We start from the raw sequence: 19,094 nt of genomic DNA on the forward strand, positions 1-19,094 counted from the left end.
ACGCCGGTGGAACGGGAAGGACCGGTCCGGCCAGACTGCACCCATGGACGTCGTGGTCACCGGAGGTACGGGGAGGCTGGGCCGGGTCCTGGTCCCGTCGCTGCAGGCGGCGGGGCACCAGGTGCGGCAGGTGTCGAGGCGGGGGACCGGCCCGGGAGGGGTGCGGGCCGACCTGGCCACCGGCCGGGACCTCGCGACGGCGGTGCGCGGCGCCGAGGTGGTCGTGCACGCCGCCACCGACCCGCGGGGCAACCCGTGGCAGGTCGACGTCGCCGGCACCCGGCGGCTGGTGCAGGCGCTGGACCGTGACCGGCTGCGGCACCTGGTGCACGTCTCGATCGTCGGGGTGGACCGGGTGCCGTGGAACTACTACCGGGCCAAGTTCGCCGCCGAGCAGGTGGCCCTGGCCTCGGGACTGCCGGTGACCATCGTGCGGATCACCCAGTGGCACGACTTCGTCGACGACATGCTCGGCACCGCCCGCCGCGGGCCGGTGCTGATCGTGCCGATGGGTTGGAGCGCCGCGCCGGTCGACGTCGGGGAGGCGGCCGGGTTCCTCACCGAGGTCGTCGCCGGGGCCCCGTCCGGCGGGGAGGTCGTCGAGTTCGGCGGGCCCGAGGACCTCTCGGCCGCCGACCTCGCCCACGCGTGGGTGGCGGCCCGCGAGCCCTCGGTGCGGGTGGTGGCCACCCCGCTGCCGGGCCGGCTGTCGGCCGCCTTCCGCGAGGGCGGGGTGCTCCCCGGCCCGCATGCGGCGCGCGGGCGGGTCACCTACGCCGAGCACCTCCGGAGCTGAGCGCGCCGTCCCTGCCGATCTCCGCAAGGGGAGCGCCAGGTCGAGGGCGAGGTCCGGGAACCGCCGGTGTGCGGGCACGCGCGGCCCCTACGGTCGGCTGGTGCCCGCCCGCCCGGTGTCCCTGCCCGTCCTCGCCGCCGTCGCCGTCACCGTCCTCGCCTGGGCCTCGGCCTTCATCGGCATCCGCGCCGTCGGCGCCGACCTGTCCCCTGGCGCGCTGGCGCTGGGGCGGCTGCTGGTCGGGACGGCGGTGCTCGCGCTGCTGTCGCTCGGCCGCGGCTGGGTCGCCCCCACCCGCCGCGAGTGGGGGCTGCTGGCGGTCTGCGGGGTCGGCTGGTTCGCCGTCTACAACGTCGCCCTCAACGCCGCCGAGCGGCACCTGGACGCCGGGACGACGGCGATGCTGGTCAACATCGGCCCGATCCTGATCGCGGTGCTCGCCGGGGTGTGGCTGCACGAGGGCTTCCCGCGCCGGCTGGTCGCCGGCCTCGCCGTCGCCTTCGCCGGGGTGCTGCTCATCGGGGCGGTCGGCCGGGGGAGCGGCGGCGACCTGGTCGGGGTGCTGCTGTGCCTGGTCGCGGCGGTGACCTACGCCGTCGGCGTGGTGGCGCAGAAGCCGGTGCTGCGCCGGCTGCCGCCGCTGCAGGTGACCGCGACCGCCTGCGCGATCGGGGCGGCGTGCTGCCTGCCGTGGGCCGGGGCGCTGGTGTCCGACCTGGCCGCCGCGCCGGCGTCCTCGGTGCTGGGGACGGTCTACCTGGGCGTCGTCCCGACGGCGCTGGCGTTCAGCACCTGGGCCTACGCGCTGGCCCGCACGGAGGCCGGCCGGCTCGGCGTCACGACGTACCTGGTGCCGCCGCTGGTCGTCGTCCTCGGGTGGGTGCTGCTGGACGAGGTGCCGCCGGCGCTCGCCGTCGCCGGGGGTGCGGTGTGCCTGGCGGGAGTGGCGCTGTCCCGGCGCCGCGGCCCGGTGCGGCAGCCGGAGCCGGTGCTGGAGGCGGCCGCTCAGAGGTAGGCGCGGGGGTCCACCGCGGGCGGCAGCTCCCCGGGCACGATCCGCCGGCCGGTGACCGCCGTGGGGATCAGCCGCACCCGGTGCCCGTGCTCGCCGGGCGCCCACGGCTCGAGGCCCGTGGCCCGCGTGCGCGCGACCAGGTCGGCGCGGTGCTCGGGGCCCACCTCCTCGGCGGTCACGAGCCCATCGTGGCCGCACCCCCGGACGCCCGCGAGCGGGTCAGCGCTCCCGGCGCCGGCGGGGGCCGGCCCACGGGTCGTCGGGGTCCAGGTCGTCGTCGGCGTCGGCCGGGGTCTCCCGGGTCGCATCGGCGCGGCGGGCGGCGGCCTCGAGCGCGTCGTCCCGCTCGGCGGCGCGCCGCGCCCGCTCCAGCCGCTCCCGCTCGCGCTCCTGCGCCCGCAGCTGCCGCCGGGTCGGGCGGCCGGTGTCGGGCTCCGCGCGGGTCCGGCTGAGCCACCACAGCCCCGCGCCGGCCAGCGCGAGCCCGACGGGCAGCACGTACGCCGCGGCGCGCTCGGTGCCGCCCTCGCCGAGCAGCTCGACCACCCCGGCGCCGTAGAAGACCGTCATCGCGGTGGCGAACAGGCCCAGGAGGACCACGGTGGTGCCCAGCGCCTCCGACCACGGCCGCACGGCGTAGGCCAGCGCGATGAGCCCGAGGCCGCCGCCGACCAGGTACAGCACCGTGCCGGCGGTGTGCAGGCTCGGCGAGGTCAGCCGCGGGAAGACGCCGACCAGCAGCACCCCGAGCGCGGCGACGCCGAGCAGCGCCACCGCCGGGCGCGCCGCCCGCCCGCGCAGCACCGGCAGCAGCGCCACCGCCCCGGCGCCGATCAGCCCGGCCTGCACCACGAACGAGGCGTTCATCAGCGCGTGCGCCGGCTGGGTGGCGTCGCCGAGGGCGCTGATGGTGTCGGCCGAGCGCGAGTACGGCAGCACCGACCGCAGCTGCACGACCGTCTCGACGACGAAGAACTGCAGGGTCAGCAGCCAGGCGACCGCACCCCAGGTGATCCGCTTGCCGGGCATGCGGCCCATGGTCCCAGCCGGTCCCGTGCCCGCCCCTGCCGCCCGCGCGCGCGGGCGGCGGGTCAGCCGAGGTGGGCGAGGACGGCGGCGTGCTGCGCGGGCGTCAGGTAGGAGGGGTTGCTGCCGGCGGGCATGCGGAGCACCTCGGCGTCGCGGGTGACGGGGTCGCCCAGCAGGTCGCCGCGCGGCACCGGGGCCGCGAGCAGGGTGAGCCGGACGACGACGACCGGCCCGCCCGCGTCCTCGCCGACCTCCCCGGCGAGCTCCCCGGTCGCGTGCACGCCCGGGCGGTCGGGGCCGCTCAGCCACAGCAGGCACGGGTCGCCGGGGCGCATGAGCCCGAGCCGGTAGGAACGGCGCAGGCAGCGGGAGAACGTCGCCTGCTCCCCGGGGCGCCAGCCGGGGACGACCGCCTCGGGCGGCCGGGCCGTCTTGACCACCCAGCAGGCGACGTCGGCGGGCCGGAGGCGGGGCACGGGCCCATCCCAGCAGCCGGGCACGATGGGCGCGTGCCGCCCCCGCCCGCCGCCGCGCCGGGCGGGGAGGAGCCGCTGCCGCCGGGGCACCGGGCCGGCGACGCGGGCCTGCGCCGCGCGTCGGGAGCGGTGTTCCTCGCCGGCGTCGCCGTGTTCGCCGTCCTGTACGCCCCGCAGGCGCTGCTGCCCGAGCTGACCCGCGCCTTCACCGTGTCGCCGGCCGCGGCCACGCTGTCGGTCTCGGTGGCGACGGCGGGGCTGGCGCTGGGGCTGCTCGTGCTCGGCCCGCTGTCGGACCGGATCGGCCGCCGGCCGGTGCTGCGGGCGGCGCTGGCGGTGGCGAGCGGGCTAGCGGTGCTGACCGCGGCGGCGCCGGCGTGGGAGGCGCTGCTCGTCCTGCGCGGCCTGCAGGGGTTCGCGCTGGCCGGGCTGCCCGCCGTCGGCGTCGCCTACCTCCGCGAGGAGCTGGACGCCTCGGTGAGCTCGCGGGCGATCGGGCTGTTCGTCGGCGGCACGGCGATCGGCGGGCTCAGCGGCCGGGTGGTCGCCGGGGCGCTGGCCGACCTCGGCGGCTGGCGGGCGGCGGTCGGCGGCATCGCCGGGCTCGCGGTGGCGTGCACGGTCGCCGTCTGGGTGCTGCTGCCGGACTCGCGCCGGTTCGTCGCGGTGCCGCGGGAGACGCCGGTGCTGCACCAGCTCGCGCGCGGCTTCGGCGACCCGGTGCTGCTCGGTCTCTACGGGCTGGCGGCGCTGCTGATGGGCGGGTTCGTGGCGGTCTACAACGCGGGCACGTTCCGGCTGGAGGCCGAGCCGTACGGGCTGTCGCCCGCGCTGGCCGGGCTGGTGTTCCTGACCTACCTGCTGGGATCGGTGGCCTCACCGGTCGCCGGGGGCCTGGCCGAGCGGGCCGGGCGGCGGGTGGTGGTCCCGGTGGCGCTGGCGGTGACCGCGGCGGGCCTCGCGCTGACCCTGGCCGCGCCGCTGGCGCTGTTCGTCACGGGCCTGGCGGTGCTGACGGTCGGCTTCTTCGCCGCGCACGGCGTGGCCAGCGGCTGGGTGGCCGCGCGGGCGGCGCTGGGGGAGCGGCCGGTCGGCCAGGCCGCCTCGCTGTACTCGTTCTGGTACTACGTCGGCTCGTCGGTGGGCGGCACGCTGGCCGGCCGGGCCTGGGCGGCGGCGGGGTGGCCGGGCGCGGTGGTGGTCGCGGGCACCGGCATCGGCGGGGCCCTGGTGCTGGCCCTGCTGCTCGGGCGCAGCAGCGCGCCGGGCCGGGGCTGAGGGGCGGGTGCCGTCCGGCACCCGCCCCCGGGAGGTGACGGGCTGTGCGGCCCTCCTGCAGGGACCCGCGCGAGCCCAGCGAGGGGTCGGGAGCAGGAGGGTCCTCCCTCAGTCGGTGGCGGAGTGGAACTCCGCGCCGGCCGGGTCGGCGTCGTCGGAGCCGACGGCCTGCCGCTCCTGCTCGGTGCGGTGCTGCAGCCAGTCGTCGTCGGGCCGCGGGTCGGTCTTGCCGTGCTGCTGACGGTCGCGCGGCGCCGACTCCTCGGTGTCCATGACGTCGTCGAGGGTCGGGCGGTCGGGTTCGGTCATCGCAGTGCCTCCGCTGCGTCGTCGTCGATCGGTCCCGGAGGCCATAGCCGCCGAAGGGGGCGGGAAACCCCTAGCGCTGCTCGAGCGACCCGGCCGGCAACCAGGCCTCGACGAGCACCGGGCCGTGCGGCCCGGGGACGGCGTAGGCGACCCGGCCCTGCCAGCCGCCGGCGGACTGGCGCCACTCCACCAGCAGGCCGGGGACGGTCCCGTCCGCACCGGGCGGGGTCAGCACCCAGCAGTGCCGGCCCGCCGCCGGCTCCCTCGCAGGCGGCCGGGGCGGCGGTGCCCCCGGGGGCGGGGCCGGCGCGACGCCGGAGTCCGCGGCGCGCTCGCCGAGCGACGGCCGCGACCTGCCCCGCTGCATCCCGCCTGCCACCCGGGCAGTCTGACACGGTGGTCGAACACGTGTTCGGACGGCGGGCTGCGGGCGCCGTGTCGCCGTGTCGGCGTGTCGACTCGGCGACACGCCGACACGTCGGTGATCCCGGTCACACTCCGTGCGGGGAGTCACCAACTCGTCACTGATCGTTGTTGGAGTGTGCACCGCGACTGCTTAGCGTCGCTCACGTCCTGGCACCTGCCCGAAGGGTCCTCCGTGCTCTCATCAACCGGCTCCCGGCGCCTGCTCGCGCGCCGGGCGGCACTCGGCGCCGCTGCCGTGGCCGTCGCCGTCGTGGGTCTCCCGGCCACCGCCTCCGCGGCCGCGCCGACCGCCCCGTTCATCTCCGAGATCCACTACGACAACGCCGGCGCTGACGCCGACGAGTTCGTCGAGATCCACATCCCGGCCGGTATGAGTTCAGCGGGGCTCTCGGTCGTCCTCTACAACGGCAGTGGGGGAGCCTCGTACGCGACGCTGGACGTCCCGTCGGTCACCGCGCCTCCAGACGGGCCCGCGGTCGCGGTCGTCGCCGGGCCGACCAGCGGCATCCAGAACGGTTCCCCTGACGGTGTGGCACTCGTGCGCGGCACCGAGGTCCTCGAGTTCCTGTCCTACGAGGGCCAGTTCACGGCGACGGCCGGCCCGGCGAGCGGCATGCTCAGCACGGGGATCGGGGTGAGCGAGGCCGGTACCGAGCCCGCAGGGCAGTCGCTCTCGCGGACCTACGACGCGGCCAGTGACGCGCTGGTGTGGGCGGGTCCCGCGACCACGTCGAAGGGCGCGGTCAACGCGGCCGCACCCGCGACGCCGCCGCCCGTGACGACCGGCGTCTGCGACGCGACGCCCACGCACGAGATCGGCGCTGTCCAGGGCGACGGCGCCGCCAGCCCGATCACCGGGCAGACGGTCACCGTGCGTGGCGTGGTCGTTGGCGATGTCCCGGGTCTGTCCGGTTTCTATCTGCAGGACGCTGACGGCGACAGCAGCGCCGTCACCTCCGACGGCGTCTTCGTCTTCAGCCCCGTGGCGGTCGACCTCGGCGACACCATCGCCGTGACCGGCCAGGTGCAGGAGTACAGCGGCCAGACGCAGATCGCCGCGCGCACCGACGTCGCGGTCTGCGCCGACGGCACCGCGGCGAGCCTGCCGCCGGCCGCCCCGCTCGACCTGCCTGCCGACGCCGCTACCCGCGAGCGGCTCGAGGGCATGCGCGTCGCCCCGGCCGACCAGCTCACCGTCAGCGAGGTCTACGACCTCACCAGCTACGGCGAGCTGACCCTCTCCGCGGGTGGCGTGCTGGTGCAGCCCACGGAGATCGCCCGCCCGGGTTCCGACGCAGCCGAGGCCGTGGCGGCGGACAACGCCGCCCGCAAGATCACCCTCGACGACGGCGTCAGTGCTCGCGTCACGGTGACCACGCGGCCCCACCTGTCGCCCACCACCCCGGTGCGGGTCGGTGACCAGCTGCGTCTCCAGGAGTCGCTGGTCCTCGGCGAGGGCTTCGGCACCTACCGCCTGCAGCCGGCCGACGGCACCGCCGCCGACGTCTTCGCGCCGCAGAACACGCGCCCCGCCGCTCCGGCGCCGGTCGGCGGCGACGTCCGGCTGGGCACGTTCAACGTGCTCAACTACTTCCTGACCTTCGGCGGGGAGGGCCGGGGTGCCGCCGACCAGACCGAGCTCGAGGAGCAGGCGGCCAAGGAGGTCGCGGCGATCCGTGGTCTCGGCGCCGACGTCGTCACCCTGCTCGAGATGGAGGACACCGACTCCACCGGGTTGACCCCCGGGAACGCGGACACGGCACTGGCCGACCTGGTCCGTCGGCTCAACGCCGCGGAGGGCTCGCCGGTCTGGAGCCACGTGCCGATGCCGGATGAGCTCTACGCCGTCGACCGCGACGTCATCCGCAACGCGGTCATCTACCGCAACGACGTCGTCCAGCCGGTGGGTGACCCGGTCGGCCTGGTCGACGAGGCGGTGTGGTCCAACGCACGCGAGCCGCAGGCCCAGACCTTCGTCAAGGACGGTGACGCGTTCACCGTGGTCGCCAACCACTTCAAGTCCAAGAGCCCCGGCGACCCGACCGGCGACAACGTCGACACCGGTGACGGTCAGGGGGAGTGGAACGGCGACCGCGTCCGCCAGGCGCGGTCGGTGGCAGCCTTCGCCGCCCAGCTCGCCCGGAGCACCGGCGACCCGGATGTGATCCTGCAGGGCGACCTCAACGCCTACTCGCAGGAGGACCCGATCGAGGTCCTGCGCGAGGCCGGGTTCACCGACCTCGGCGAGGCGCTCGACCCAGGCCGGTACAGCTACGTGTACGACGAGCTCTCCGGCTCGCTCGACCACGCGCTGGCCACGGCGTCGCTGGCGGACAAGGTCACCGACGCGGCCCACTGGAACATCAACTCGGTCGAGTCGTTCGCCTACCAGTACACCGGTGACCCGGCCCTGTACGCGCCGGACCCCTACCGCTCCAGCGACCACGACCCGCTGGTCGTCGGGATCGACCTGCAGGAGCGCTGCAACGGCCTGCGGCCCACCATCACCGGCACCCCCGGGGACGACGTCCTGCGCGGCACCAACGGCGTCGACGTGATCACGGGTCTCGGCGGCGAGGACACCATCAGCGGCGGCAACGGCGACGACGTCGTCTGCGGCGGCGCCGGCGACGACACGCTCTCCGGGGAGAACGGTGCCGACGTGCTGCTCGGCGGGTTCGGCCTCGACACGCTCGCCGGCGGGAACGGCGACGACACGCTCGTCGGTGGTCCCGGCGGGGGCGACGTCCTGACCCAGGGCCGTGGCACCGGCAGCAGCGAGCAGGACGGCCGCGAGTCCTGATCCGCGGCTGAGAACGCGTCCGGCGCGGCACCCGGAGCGGGTGCCGCGCCGGACTCGTCCCACGGGCCGGTCAGTCCCGGCGGGCCTCCCCGCCGGCCTGCTCGCCGATCGCGTCCTCCTCGGGGTCGGTCGTCGCGAGCACGCCCGCGGCGAGGGTCTGCGCGACCTCCTGCAGCAGCGGGTGCCCCGCGAGCTCCTCGACGGGCACCGGCAGCGGCAGCGACCAGTTGGGCCGGTCGGTGGTGCCGGGCATGTTGGGCCGGCGGCGGACGGCGAGCGCGTCGTCGAGGGTGGCCGACAACAGCAGCGACGGCGCCCGCCCGAGCAGCTCGTGCGCCCGCTTGACCGCCGTCTCCGGCTTCGCGTTCCTCCGCAGCCCCGGCAGCCGCTCCAGCAGCGACCGCCGGCCGCGCTCGAGCTCCTCGTCGCTGCCGGTGCCGTGCTCGCGCTGCTCCTCGACGTCGGCCCCGGTCCACAGTCCCGCCACGGTGGGCAGGTCGTGGGTGGTGATCGCGGCCATGGCCTCCTCGGGCCACTCGGCGGGGTCGTCGTCCTCGAACCACAGCAGCCGGTAGCTGAGGATGCCGTGCTCGGCCATGGCCTCCCGGACGCCGTCCTCGACCGTGCCGAGGTCCTCGCCGACGACGACGGCCCGCGCCCGGTGGCTCTCCAGTGCCACGATGTCCAGCAGGTCCTCGGCGGGGTAGCGGACGTAGGCGCCGTCGGCCGCGCTGCCGCCCGAGGGCACCCACCACAGCCGGAACAGGCCCATCACGTGGTCGATGCGCAGGCCGCCGGCGCCGGCCATCGTCGCGCGGATGGACTCGACGAACGGCTCGTAGTCCCACTCCTGCAGCCGCCACGGCACCAGCGGCGGGGATCCCCAGTCCTGGCCCTGCGCGTTGAACTCGTCCGGCGGCGCCCCGACGGTCGCGCCCTGCGCGAGCACCCCCTGCCAGGTCCAGGCGTCGGCGCCGCCGCCGGCCACGCCGATGGGCAGGTCCTGGATGACCGTCATGCCCTCCGTGGCGCGCTCGAGCTGCAGCGACAGGCACCACTGCAGCCAGGCGTGGAAGGCGACGTCGCGTTCGTGCTCGGCCGCGAAGGAGCCGACGGCGCCGCTGCGCGGGTCGCGCAGCTCCTCGGGCCAGGTGTGCCAGTCGGGGCCGTGGACGTCGGCCAGGGCGCACCAGGTGGCCCAGTCCTGCAGCTTCTGCCCCTGGTGCCACCACCAGTCGGGGAAGGCGGGGTCGTCGCGGCCGGTGGCGTCGAACACCCGGCGCAGCGCCTCGCGCTTGCGGGCCCAGATCGCGTCGCGGTCGATCAGGTCGCCCTCGGACAGGGCGCGGCCGGCGTCGCCGTCGAGGTCGACGCGGTCGGCGCCGGGCACCTCCTCGACGCGGAGGTACACGGGGTTGCGGAAGCGGCGGGTGGCCGGCAGGTAGGGGCTGGCCTCCTGCTGCGGCGTCGGCGCGACGGCGTGCAGCGGGTTGATCAGCACGAAGCCCGCGCCCTGGCCGGCGGCCATCTCGCGGACGGCGCGCAGGTCGGCGAGGTCGCCGATGCCCCAGCTGCCGCGGCTGCGGGTGGCGTAGAGCTGCACCGCCCAACCCCACGCGCGGTCCTCGGGCAGCCAGCACCGGCCGGGGGACACGATCAGCCGGCGCCGCGGGCCGCCGGGCGCCTGCAGCCAGTGGTAGCCGAGCGGGAAGTCGGCGGGCAGCTCGCCGTCGACGTGCCGGGTGGACCCGTCCTCGAGGGTCACCTCGGCCTCGTCGACCTCCAGGACGTCGCCGGGGCGGGCGACGATGGGCGCCCGGTGCTCGAGGTCCTCCGGCGGCTCGCCGATCACCTCCCGCAGGCGGTCGATGGTGGCCTGGGCGACCTCGTGTTCCTCGTCGAGGGCGTCGAGCCAGGTGGCGTCGATGCCCCACCGGTCGGTGTCGGGGGTGCGTGTCACCCCCCGATCCTCCGGGCGCGCGGGGGTGATCGCAGCGCAGGGGACGCAGTGGTGCCGGTTACCCCGCTCACCGCTCCCGCCGCGTGCGGCAGGCCGGGCCCGTGGACTGGCTGCTCGTGCACCCACCACTGCCCGGCCCCGCGGTGCTCGGCCCGCTCGCCGCGGAGCTGCGCGCCCGCGGCGCCAGGGCCGCCGTCCCCGACCTCCGGGGGGCTGGTGCAGGACCCGGCGGCCGCCCGGGCCCGCGGCCGGCCGGTCGCCGGCGACGGCCGCGGCGCACACCTCGACGTCGCCACGGACCCCGCGCGGGTGGCCGGGCTGCTGGGTTGGGCTGCTGGGCTGGGCTGCCGGGCTGAGCTGGGCCGTCGCCTGGCCGGGCGGCCCCGGCTGCGGTAGGCACGACCGGTGACCGTGATCGGCTTCCACAACTCGCACGAGCAGGTGCACCCGGCCGATCTGCTGGCCGCCGTCCAGCACGCGGAGGAGGTGGGCTTCACCGCGGCGATGTGCTCGGACCACTTCGCGCCCTGGAACTCCAACCAGGGGCACTCCGGGTTCGCCTGGTCGTGGCTCGGTGCCGCGCTCGCCACCACCGGCCTGCCCTGCGGGGTGGTCAACGCCCCCGGGCAGCGGTACCACCCGGCGGTCATCGCGCAGGGTGCGGCGACGCTGGCGGCGATGTTCCCCGGCAGGTTCTGGATGGCGCTGGGCAGCGGGCAGGTGATGAACGAGCGCATCACCGGCACGCCGTGGCCGCCCAAGCGGGTGCGCGACGCGCGGCTGCGCGAGTGCGTCGACGTCATCCGGGCGCTGCTGGCCGGCGAGGAGGTCACCCACCGCGGCCTCGTGGCCGTCGAGCGGGCGCGCATCTGGTCGCTGCCCGAGCAGCAGCCGGCGCTGATCGGCCCGGTGATGAGCGTCCCGACGGCGCGGCGGCACGCCGACTGGGCCGACGGGTTCATCACCATCAACCAGCCGCACGAGACCCTGCGCGAGCTCGTCGGCGCCTACCGGGACGCCGGCGGCCAGGGCCGGCTGGTGCTGCAGGTCCACCTGTGCTGGGACCCCGACCCGGAGCGCGCGCGAGCCATCGCCCACGAGCAGTGGTTCACCAACACCTTCCCGCCGCCGCTGTGCTGGGACCTCGACGGGCCGGAGGCGTTCGAGCAGGCCAGCGCGTACACACCGCAGGAGGCGGTGGAGGGCGCGGTGCGGGTCAGCTCCGACCTCGGGCAGCACGCCGCCTGGCTGGCGGAGTACGTCGAGCTCGGTTTCGACGAGATCTACCTGCACCACGTGGGCAAGGAGCAGCGGCCCTTCCTCGACGCGTTCGGCGAGCACGTGCTGCCGCAGCTCGGCGTCACCGAGCCCGAGCCGGCGGTGGCGCTCGACGGTCCCGGCGGGCCGCGCCGTCCGCGGCAGGAGCCCGAGCCCGGGGCGCCCACCGTGCTCCCCGAGGGCCGGCCCCCCGCGCGTTGACGATCGGGTCCGTGCCGCTCCCGACGGCGTGTCGGCGCGTGTCGCGGACACGCAGCCGGTGATCGACTCCGGGAGGAGCGCGGGTCCAGCGAGACCCCACCGTCCTGTTGCCCGGGGCGCGCGGGGCCGACAGGGTCGCGGGGCATGAAGATCACCGACACGGCCGACCTGTGGTGGAAGACGGCGGTCGTCTACTGCCTCGACGTCGAGACGTACCTGGACTGGAACGACGACGGCACCGGTGACTTCGCGGGCCTGGCCCAGCGCATCGACCACCTCGCCGACCTCGGCGTCACCTGCCTGTGGCTGATGCCCTTCTACCCGACCGCCGAGCGCGACGACGGCTACGACATCACCGACTTCTACGGCGTCGACCCGCGGCTGGGCAGCCACGGCGACCTGGTCGAGGTCGTCCGCACCGCCAACGACCGCGGCATCCGGGTGATCGCCGACCTCGTCGTCAACCACACCTCCATCGAGCACCCGTGGTTCCAGCAGGGCCGGCGCAGCAAGGACGACCCGTTCCACGACTTCTACGTCTGGCGCGACGACGAGCCGCCGGACACCTCCGACCAGGTCGTCTTCCCCGACCAGGAGGACTCGGTCTGGTCGTTCAACGAGCCGACGGGGGAGTGGTACCTGCACCGCTTCTACAAGGAGCAGCCCGACCTCGACGTGACCAACCCGCGGGTCCGCGACGAGGTCGCCAAGATCATGGGCTTCTGGCTGCAGCTGGGGCTGTCGGGCTTCCGCGTCGACGCCGTCCCCTTCTTCCTGGAGACCGAGGGCGGCGCCGACGCCGACCGCTTCCCCGACCCGCACGAGTACCTGCGGGCGCTGCGCTCCTTCCTCAGCCGCCGCACCGGCAGCGGCGTGCTGCTGGGCGAGGTGAACCTGCCGCACGAGCAGCAGCGCGACTTCTTCGGCGGCGACGACGGCGACGAGCTGACCATGCTCTTCGACTTCGTCGGCATGCAGGCGATGTACCTGTCCCTGGCCCGCGCCGACGCCGGCCCGCTGACGAAGGCGCTGGTCGAGCGCCCGTTCGTCGACCCCGACAGCCAGTGGGCCACCTTCGTGCGCAACCACGACGAGCTCACCCTGGACAAGCTGTCCGAGGACGAGCGCAAGGAGGTCTTCGCCGCCTTCGGCCCCGAGGAGCGCATGCAGGTCTACGGCCGCGGCCTGCGCCGCCGGCTGCCGCCCATGCTCGACGGCGACCCGCGGCGGGTGCGCATGGTCTACAGTCTGCTGTTCTCGCTGCCCGGCACGCCGGTGCTCTTCTACGGCGAGGAGATCGGCATGGGCGAGGACCTCGACGCCGAGGGCCGGCTCGCCGTCCGGACGCCGATGCAGTGGACCGCCGGGCGCAACGGCGGGTTCTCGACCGCCGACGCCGACCGGCTGCCCGGGCCCGTGGTCACCGGCGGCTTCGCCCCGGAGTTCGTGAACGTCGCCGACCAGCGCCGCGACCCGGACTCGCTGCTGTCGTTCGTGAAGCTGCTCATCCGCCGCTACCGCGAGTCGCCGGAGCTGGGCTGGGGCTCGTTCCGGGTGCTCGAGCAGCCGCACCGCGAGGTGCTCGCGCACGTCTGCGAGTGGGACGACGGCACGCTGGTCGCCGTCCACAACCTCGGTCCCGAGCCGCGCGTGGTGCCGCTGATGCTCGAGGGCTGCGACGCCTCGCACCGGCTGGAGGACCTGCTGGTCACCCGGACGACGACCCTCGGCGACGACGGCGCGGCGGAGCTGGCGCTCGAGGGCTACGGGTACCGCTGGCTGCGCGTGGTCGCCGAGGACGGCCGCCGGCTGCTCTGACGCCCCGTCACTCCGGGGCGACGCACCGTGGTCGCGCGCCGCGGCGCCCCGCGGCGGGACCGGCGGGTCCCGCCGCGCCCGGCCGACCTGCGCGGACCTGTCGGAGGGGCGTCCTAGCGTCGCCGGCGATGACCGAGCCCGCCGTCCCCGCACGTCCCGCCCCGCCGACCGCACCCGCCACCGCCCCCGTGCAGTACCCGCCCGGCGACCCGGGCGCGGGCGGGGCGACCGCCGCCGGCCAGGCGTCCCCCGGAACCGCCGCCCCTGCCCCCGGCGGCCCTCCGGGCGGACCGGGCACGGGCGGGCCCGTGCTCGGCGGCGAGACGGGCTCCTCCCCGACCGGGCCGGTGCCCGGCCGGCCGCCGGTGGTCCGCCCTCGCCGGAGCGACCCGCTGACCCGCATGGGCCCGTGGGCGCCGCTCGCCGGTGCGGTCCTCGGCCTGCTGGCCGGGGTGGTCGCCGTCCTGCTGCTCGGCGGGCGGGCCGAGGCGTTCGCCGAGCGCCTGGCGCTGGTGTTCCTCGTCGTCGGACTGGTGATGCTCGGCGCGGCCGGGGCGCTGCTGGCCGACGAGGTGCGGCTGGTCCGCCGCGGCGCCCGGGAGGCCACGGTGCGGCCGGCCTGGGTGGAGGCGACCGCGGGGCTGATCAACGGGCTGACCCCGGCCCGCCTGCTGCTCGGCTCCAGCGCGTTCGTGCTCTTCCTCGCCGCCTACACGGCCCGCTAGCGGCACGTCAGCCCATCGCGTCGGAGTCGCTCAGCGTGGCGGGGTCCAGCCGACCCGCGACGATGTCGTCGGCGAGGTCGTCGACCACCCGCCCGGTGGCGAAGGCGTGCGCGCGCAGCACGGCGAGGGTGTCCACGACGTCGAGGCCGAGCGCCACCGTGGCGAGGCCGGTGGCCTGCCACACACGGCTGCGCCGGCGGGCGTCGGGGGCGTCCCACCACCGGGCCCCGCCCTCGTCGGCCACCCCGCCGGCGGCCCGCACCAGCTCCTCGGTCAGGCACACGACGACCGCCTCGACGTCGTCGCGCGGGACGCCGGTGAGCGTGGCCAGCTCCCGCGCGTAGAGGTCGACGATCACCGTGGGCCCCAGCGGCGGGGCCAGCGGCACCGAGAACACCGCGCGGTAGGGCGTCTCGCCGAGCAGCGCCTCGTGCAGCTCGGGCCAGTTGCGCTGGATGTCCTCGATGTCGAAGACGATGGCGCTGCCGGTGTCGTGGGCGCGCAGGCACGGGCCGTCGCCGGCGGTGAACTGCAGCTGCTCGGCCCGCGAGGTGGTGCGGTCGCTCGCGCCGATCGGCGTCCGCAGCCCGGCGCCCTCGTGGATGCTCAGCGCCGCGCCGTCCACCCGGACCGCCTGCGCCGCCGCCCGGGCCAGCCGGGAGGGCACCATCTCCGGGCCGTCCTCCCCGGTCCCGGGCGGGTCCTGCAGTGCGTCCAGGAACCGCGTCGCCGCGTCACTCGCCGTCACCCGTCCACTCCCGTCGTCCCGGTCACCGGTCCTGCCGGTGGCTGCGTCCCGGACCTGCGCGTCCCCCGACCCGTGGTCACCTTGGTCCAGCGGCCGCGCGCGCACCACACCGGGGGACCTCAGCCGTAGGCCTGCACGGCGAGGACGACGGCCAGGCCCAGCCCGGCCAGCGCGATCAGCCGCCGCAGGAGGGCCTGCGGCACGCGCCGCACGACGCGCGGCCCGAGCCGTCCCCCCGCCAGGCAGCCCAGCGCCAGCGGCAGCGCGGCGCTCCAGGCCACCGGCGCGAGCACCACGAACCCGACGGCGGCCACCCCGTTCACCGCACCCAGGACGACGTTCTTCAGCGCGTTGCCGCGCGGCAGGCCCTCGCCGGTGCCCAGCAGCACCAGCGCGAGCAGCAGCACCCCGGCGGCGGCGCCGAAGTAGCCGCCGTAGACCGCGACGACGCCGGTGCCGGCGACCAGCCACCACGGGTCCCGGGCGCCGTGCAGCCGGCGGCCCTCCGCGGCCAGCTCGCCCGGCGGCCGCTGCAGCAGGATGGCCAGCGCCGCGCCGCCGATGAGCAGCGGGACCAGCCGCTCGAACGCCTCCGCCGGGGTGAGCAGCAGCAGCGCGGCCCCCGCCGTCCCGCCGACGACCCCCGCGACGGCCAGCGGCACCAGCCGGCGGCCCTGCCCGGCCAGCTCCGGCCGGGACGCGCTCACCGACCCCACGCTGGTGAGCACCAGCGCGACGGTGTTGGTGACGTTGGCGGTCACCGGCGGCAGCCCGGTGGCCAGCAGCGCCGGGTAGCTCACCAGCGAGGCCAGCCCGGCGATGCTCCCCGCCAGCCCGGCGCCGACCCCGGCGAGGACCAGCAGCAGCCACTCCAGCGCGTTCACCGGGCCACCAGCACCCCGATGGCCACGCAGCCGAGGACGACGATCGCCGTCCGCAGGACCGCCGCGGGCAGCCGGCGGCCGTACCGGGCGCCGAGCGCGCCGCCCACCACCGAGCCGCCGGCGACCAGCCCGGCGGCGGCCCAGTCGACCCGGTCGGTGGCGACGACGACGTAGGCCGTCGCGGCGACGGCGTTCACCGCGGCGCTGAGCACGTTCTTGAGCGCGTTGAGGCGCTGCAGCGGCTCGGCCAGCAGCAGCCCGAACACGCCCATCTGCAGCACGCCCTGGCTGGCGGCGAAGTAGCCGCCGTAGCTGCCGGTCGCGTACGCGCCGGCGACCAGGCCGGCCAGCCGCCACCCGCGGGGCGGCGCGCCGTCGTCGGTGCGGCGGGCGGCCAGCCGGCGGGTCAGCAGCGGCTGGACGGCGACCAGCACCACGGCCAGCCCGACCAGGACCGGGACCACCGCCTCGAACGCCGCCGCCGGCAGGTGCAGCAGCAGGACCGCGCCGGTCAGCGCGCCCAGCACCGACGCCGGCAGCAGCCGCATCACCAGCCCGCGCTGCCCGGCGAGTTCCCGTCGGTAGCCGACCGCGCCGCTGACGTTGCCCGGCACGAGCCCCAGCGTGTTGGACACGCTCGCGGTGACCGGCGGCAGCCCGGTGGCCAGCAGCACCGGGAAGGTCACCAGCGTCCCGGACCCGACGACGGCGTTGATCGCGCCCGCCGCACCCCCGGCGGCGAGCACGGCGAGCACCTCGGCGGGGGTCACGCGTCCTTGCGGCCGGCGCCGACGACGCGCAGCACCAGCTCGCCGGCCTCGTCGGAGGCGGCCAGGTCGACCTCGGCGTCGATGCCCCAGTCGTGGTCGCCGGCCGGGTCGTCGACGATCTGCCGCACCCGCCAGACACCGGGCTCGCTCCGGTCCCACACCAGCAGCGCCGGCCCGCGGGCGTCGGCGCCGGTGCCCACCTCGGCGTGCTCGGCGAAGTAGCCGCGGACCACCTCGCCCCACCGCTCGGCGTCCCAGCCGGAGCCGGCGTCGAGCTCGCCGAGGTCGTACCAGCGGCGCCGCGCCCACAGCTGCACCCGTGCGAACAGCGCGTTGCGGACCATCGCGGTGAACGCCCGCTCGTTGCCGGTCAGCGGCCGGGCCCGCGCCGGGACGGCGACCGGCTCGTCCAGCGGCTGATCCGGGCTGGTCAGCTGCTCCCACTCGTCGAGCAGCGAGGAGTCCACCTGCCGCACCAGCTCACCCAGCCACTCGACGACGTCGGTGACCTCCTCGGTGCGCGCGGCCGCGGGCACGCCGGACCGCAGCGCCTTCACCGCGTCGGAGAGGTAGCGCAGCACCGCGCCCTCGGAGCGGGTCAGCCCGTAGGTGGACACCAGCTCCTTGAACGTCATCGCCCGCTCCCACGTCTCGCGGACGACGGACTTCGGTGAGGGGTGCGCGTCGGCGGCCCACGGGTTGCTGCGCACGTAGACGGCGAAGGCGTGCTCGAGCAGCTCCTCGAGCGGCTTCGGGTAGGTGACGTCCTCGAGCAGCTCGATCCGCTCGTCGTACTCGATGCCCTCGGCCTTCATCTGCGCGACGGCCTCGCCGCGCGCCTTGTTCAGCTGCGCGGCCAGGATCTGCCGCGGGTCGTCGAGGGTGGCCTCGACGACGCTGACGACGTCGAGGGCGAAGGTGTCCGAGGCGGGGTCGAGCAGCTCGATCGCGGCGAGGGCGAACGTCGACAGCGGCTGGTTGAGCGCGAAGTCCGGCGGCAGGTCGACCGTCAGCCGGTAGCGGCGGCCGTCGGGCTCCGGCTCGGGCAGCCGCTCCAGCACGCCGGCCTGCAGCAGCGAGCGGGCGATGCCGACCGCCTCGCGGATGAGCCGCAGCTGCCGCTTGCGCGGCTCGTGGTTGTCGGTGAGCAGCCGGCGCACCGCCGCGACCGGGTCGCCGGGCCGGTCGGCGACGTCGAGCAGCATCGCCGTCGTCACCCGCATGTGGCTGGTCAGCGGCTCGGGCTCGGCGGCGACCAGGCGCTCCATGGTCGCCTTCGACCACGGCACCATCCCCTCGGGCGCCTTCTTGCGGACCAGCTTGCGGCGCTTCTTCGGGTCGTCGGCGACCTTGGCGAACTGCCGCAGGTTCTCCACCTCGTGCTCCGGCGCCTGGACGACGACGGTGCCCGCCGTGTCGTAGCCGGCGCGCCCGGCCCGCCCCGCGATCTGGTGGAACTCGCGGGCGTTGAGCAGCCGGGTGCGGCTGCCGTCGTACTTGCTCAGCGCGGAGAACACGACGGTGCGGATCGGCACGTTGATGCCGACGCCGAGGGTGTCGGTGCCGCAGATGACCTTGAGCAGCCCGGCCTGGGCCAGCTGCTCCACCAGCCGCCGGTACTTGGGCAGCATCCCGGCGTGGTGGACGCCGATGCCGTGGCGCACCAGCCGCGACAGCGTCGTCCCGAAGGCCGAGGTGAACCGGAAGCCGCCGATCGCGTCGGCGATCGCGGCCTTCTCCTCCTTGGTGCACACGTTGACGCTCATCAGCGCCTGTGCCCGCTCGAGCGCCTGCGCCTGGGTGAAGTGCACGACGTAGACCGGCGCCTGCCTGGTGTCCAGGAGCTCCTGGATGGTCTCGTGCGCCGGCGTCGTCGCGTACCAGTGGTGCAGCGGCACCGGGCGCTCGGCGCCGGCGACCAGCGCGGTGGGCCGGCCGGTGCGGCGGGTGAGGTCCTCGCGCAGCGCGTCGGTGTTGCCGAGCGTGGCGCTCATCAGGAGGAACTGCGCGTCGGTGAGCTCCAGCAGCGGCACCTGCCAGGCCCACCCGCGGTCGGGGTCGCCGTAGAAGTGGAACTCGTCCATGACGACGAGGCCGATGTCGGCGCCGGCGCCCTCGCGCAGCGCCACGTTGGCCAGCACCTCGGCCGTGCAGGCGATGACCGGCGCGCCGGCGTTGACGCTCGCGTCGCCGGTGAGCATGCCGACGTTGGCCGCGCCGAACACCCCGCACAGCGCGAAGAACTTCTCGCTGACCAGGGCCTTGATCGGCGCGGTGTAGAAGCTGCGCCGCCCGGCCGCCATCGCCGCGTACTGCGCGCCGGTGGCCACCAGGGACTTGCCCGACCCGGTCGGCGTCGCGAGGACGACGTTCGCGCCGCTGACCAGCTCGATCAGCGCCTCCTCCTGGTGCGGGTACAGCGGCGTGCCGCCGTCCTCGGCCCAGGCCGCGAAGGAGGTGAACAGCTCGTCGGGGTCGCTGCCGCGCGCCCGGAGGGCGGTGAGGTCGCCGGGGTCGTCGAGCAGGGGGAGGGGCGCGGTCGCGGTCATCGTGGGGAACAGCGTGCCCGACGGTCACG

18 protein-coding genes are annotated in these 19,094 nt (G+C 76.1%); 8 read left to right on the forward strand and 10 right to left on the reverse strand.

The genetic code is table 11. From position 1 onward, the window contains the following. Positions 1 to 43 precede the first annotated feature (43 nt). Positions 44 to 796 (forward strand): SDR family oxidoreductase, encoded by a 753-nt coding sequence (locus ACI8AK_RS17245; protein WP_456957227.1) that lies wholly within the window; start codon positions 44 to 46, stop codon positions 794 to 796. 100 nt (positions 797 to 896) lie between these two features. Continuing rightward, on the forward strand, positions 897 to 1,811 hold the full coding sequence (locus ACI8AK_RS17250; protein WP_456957229.1) for a DMT family transporter: 915 nt from the start codon (positions 897 to 899) through the stop codon (positions 1,809 to 1,811). Here ACI8AK_RS17250 and ACI8AK_RS17255 read toward each other — a convergent pair. From ACI8AK_RS17255 to ACI8AK_RS17265, 3 genes are all read right to left on the reverse strand, one after another. After that, positions 1,802 to 1,990, reverse strand: coding sequence for a hypothetical protein (locus ACI8AK_RS17255; RefSeq protein ID WP_387986948.1), 189 nt, complete (start codon positions 1,988 to 1,990; stop codon positions 1,802 to 1,804). The two genes, ACI8AK_RS17250 and ACI8AK_RS17255, sit on opposite strands and share 10 nt — an antisense overlap. 40 nt (positions 1,991 to 2,030) lie before the next feature. Further along, positions 2,031 to 2,840, reverse strand: a complete 810-nt coding sequence (locus tag ACI8AK_RS17260) for a DUF998 domain-containing protein (RefSeq protein WP_456957231.1) — start codon at positions 2,838 to 2,840, stop codon at positions 2,031 to 2,033. A 62-nt stretch (positions 2,841 to 2,902) separates the two neighbouring features. Further along, positions 2,903 to 3,316 carry a hypothetical protein gene (locus ACI8AK_RS17265; RefSeq protein WP_387986954.1) on the reverse strand — a complete coding sequence of 138 codons (414 nt, stop codon included), beginning with the start codon at positions 3,314 to 3,316 and terminating at the stop codon, positions 2,903 to 2,905. A gap of 33 nt (positions 3,317 to 3,349) precedes the next feature. Here ACI8AK_RS17265 and ACI8AK_RS17270 point away from each other — a divergent pair, with 33 nt between their 5' ends. Then, positions 3,350 to 4,594, forward strand: a complete 1,245-nt coding sequence (locus ACI8AK_RS17270) for an MFS transporter (protein ID WP_456957233.1) — start codon at positions 3,350 to 3,352, stop codon at positions 4,592 to 4,594. A 108-nt stretch (positions 4,595 to 4,702) separates the two neighbouring features. On the opposite strand, the gene ACI8AK_RS17275 is transcribed toward ACI8AK_RS17270, so the two are convergent. After that, positions 4,703 to 4,903, reverse strand: coding sequence for a hypothetical protein (locus ACI8AK_RS17275; RefSeq protein WP_387986958.1), 201 nt, complete (start codon positions 4,901 to 4,903; stop codon positions 4,703 to 4,705). Positions 4,904 to 4,973: 70 nt separating this feature from the next. Further along, the gene (locus ACI8AK_RS17280) at positions 4,974 to 5,282 is read right to left on the reverse strand and encodes a hypothetical protein (protein WP_456957235.1); all 309 of its coding nucleotides are present in this window, start codon (positions 5,280 to 5,282) and stop codon (positions 4,974 to 4,976) included. Positions 5,283 to 5,501: 219 nt separating this feature from the next. Here ACI8AK_RS17280 and ACI8AK_RS17285 point away from each other — a divergent pair, with 219 nt between their 5' ends. Further along, positions 5,502 to 8,132, forward strand: a complete 2,631-nt coding sequence (locus ACI8AK_RS17285; protein WP_456957237.1) for an ExeM/NucH family extracellular endonuclease — start codon at positions 5,502 to 5,504, stop codon at positions 8,130 to 8,132. 70 nt (positions 8,133 to 8,202) lie between these two features. On the opposite strand, the gene malQ is transcribed toward ACI8AK_RS17285, so the two are convergent. Further along, entirely contained in the window at positions 8,203 to 10,092 is a 1,890-nt protein-coding gene (malQ, locus tag ACI8AK_RS17290; RefSeq protein WP_456957239.1) for a 4-alpha-glucanotransferase, read from the reverse strand. Between the two features lie 216 nt (positions 10,093 to 10,308). Between malQ and ACI8AK_RS17295 the strand changes: the two genes are divergently transcribed. The 4 genes from ACI8AK_RS17295 (at position 10,309) to ACI8AK_RS17310 (ending at position 14,114) form a co-directional block, all read left to right on the forward strand. Then, on the forward strand, positions 10,309 to 10,488 hold the full coding sequence (locus ACI8AK_RS17295; protein WP_456957241.1) for a hypothetical protein: 180 nt from the start codon (positions 10,309 to 10,311) through the stop codon (positions 10,486 to 10,488). 9 nt (positions 10,489 to 10,497) lie between these two features. Beyond that, positions 10,498 to 11,571: a TIGR03885 family FMN-dependent LLM class oxidoreductase gene (locus ACI8AK_RS17300; protein WP_387986968.1), complete on the forward strand. Its 1,074-nt coding sequence runs from the start codon at positions 10,498 to 10,500 to the stop codon at positions 11,569 to 11,571. Positions 11,572 to 11,715: 144 nt separating this feature from the next. After that, on the forward strand, positions 11,716 to 13,389 hold the full coding sequence (locus ACI8AK_RS17305) for an alpha-amylase family protein (RefSeq protein WP_456957243.1): 1,674 nt from the start codon (positions 11,716 to 11,718) through the stop codon (positions 13,387 to 13,389). Between the two features lie 128 nt (positions 13,390 to 13,517). Continuing rightward, on the forward strand, positions 13,518 to 14,114 hold the full coding sequence (locus ACI8AK_RS17310) for a hypothetical protein (protein ID WP_456957245.1): 597 nt from the start codon (positions 13,518 to 13,520) through the stop codon (positions 14,112 to 14,114). Positions 14,115 to 14,121: 7 nt separating this feature from the next. Here ACI8AK_RS17310 and ACI8AK_RS17315 read toward each other — a convergent pair whose 3' ends face one another. The 4 genes from ACI8AK_RS17315 to ACI8AK_RS17330 all read right to left on the reverse strand — a co-directional run bounded on the left by ACI8AK_RS17315 (position 14,122) and on the right by ACI8AK_RS17330 (position 19,065). Further along, positions 14,122 to 14,862: a hypothetical protein gene (locus ACI8AK_RS17315; protein WP_456957247.1), complete on the reverse strand. Its 741-nt coding sequence runs from the start codon at positions 14,860 to 14,862 to the stop codon at positions 14,122 to 14,124. Between the two features lie 119 nt (positions 14,863 to 14,981). Continuing rightward, entirely contained in the window at positions 14,982 to 15,746 is a 765-nt protein-coding gene (locus ACI8AK_RS17320) for a sulfite exporter TauE/SafE family protein (protein WP_456903587.1), read from the reverse strand. Then, complete coding sequence (locus ACI8AK_RS17325; RefSeq protein ID WP_456957249.1) at positions 15,743 to 16,516, reverse strand: sulfite exporter TauE/SafE family protein; 774 nt, start codon at positions 16,514 to 16,516, stop codon at positions 15,743 to 15,745. Before ACI8AK_RS17325 ends, ACI8AK_RS17320 begins: the two co-directional genes overlap by 4 nt. After that, positions 16,513 to 19,065, reverse strand: a complete 2,553-nt coding sequence (locus tag ACI8AK_RS17330; RefSeq protein ID WP_456957251.1) for a DEAD/DEAH box helicase — start codon at positions 19,063 to 19,065, stop codon at positions 16,513 to 16,515. The genes ACI8AK_RS17325 and ACI8AK_RS17330 overlap by 4 nt, the downstream gene beginning before the upstream one ends. Positions 19,066 to 19,094 lie beyond the last annotated feature (29 nt).

The sequence above is a fragment of the Geodermatophilus sp. SYSU D00867 genome, assembly GCF_054050315.1.

What these genes read in the sequence shown, in the direction of transcription:
- ACI8AK_RS17330 (WP_456957251.1), bottom strand. Translation starts at nt 19,065, where the DNA reads ATGACCGCGACCGCGCCCCTCCCCCTGCTCGACGACCCCGGCGACCTC.
- ACI8AK_RS17245 (WP_456957227.1), top strand. Translation starts at nt 44, where the DNA reads ATGGACGTCGTGGTCACCGGAGGTACGGGGAGGCTGGGCCGGGTCCTG.
- ACI8AK_RS17275 (WP_387986958.1), bottom strand. Translation starts at nt 4,903, where the DNA reads ATGACCGAACCCGACCGCCCGACCCTCGACGACGTCATGGACACCGAG.
- ACI8AK_RS17310 (WP_456957245.1), top strand. Translation starts at nt 13,518, where the DNA reads ATGACCGAGCCCGCCGTCCCCGCACGTCCCGCCCCGCCGACCGCACCC.
- ACI8AK_RS17305 (WP_456957243.1), top strand. Translation starts at nt 11,716, where the DNA reads ATGAAGATCACCGACACGGCCGACCTGTGGTGGAAGACGGCGGTCGTC.
- ACI8AK_RS17260 (WP_456957231.1), bottom strand. Translation starts at nt 2,840, where the DNA reads ATGCCCGGCAAGCGGATCACCTGGGGTGCGGTCGCCTGGCTGCTGACC.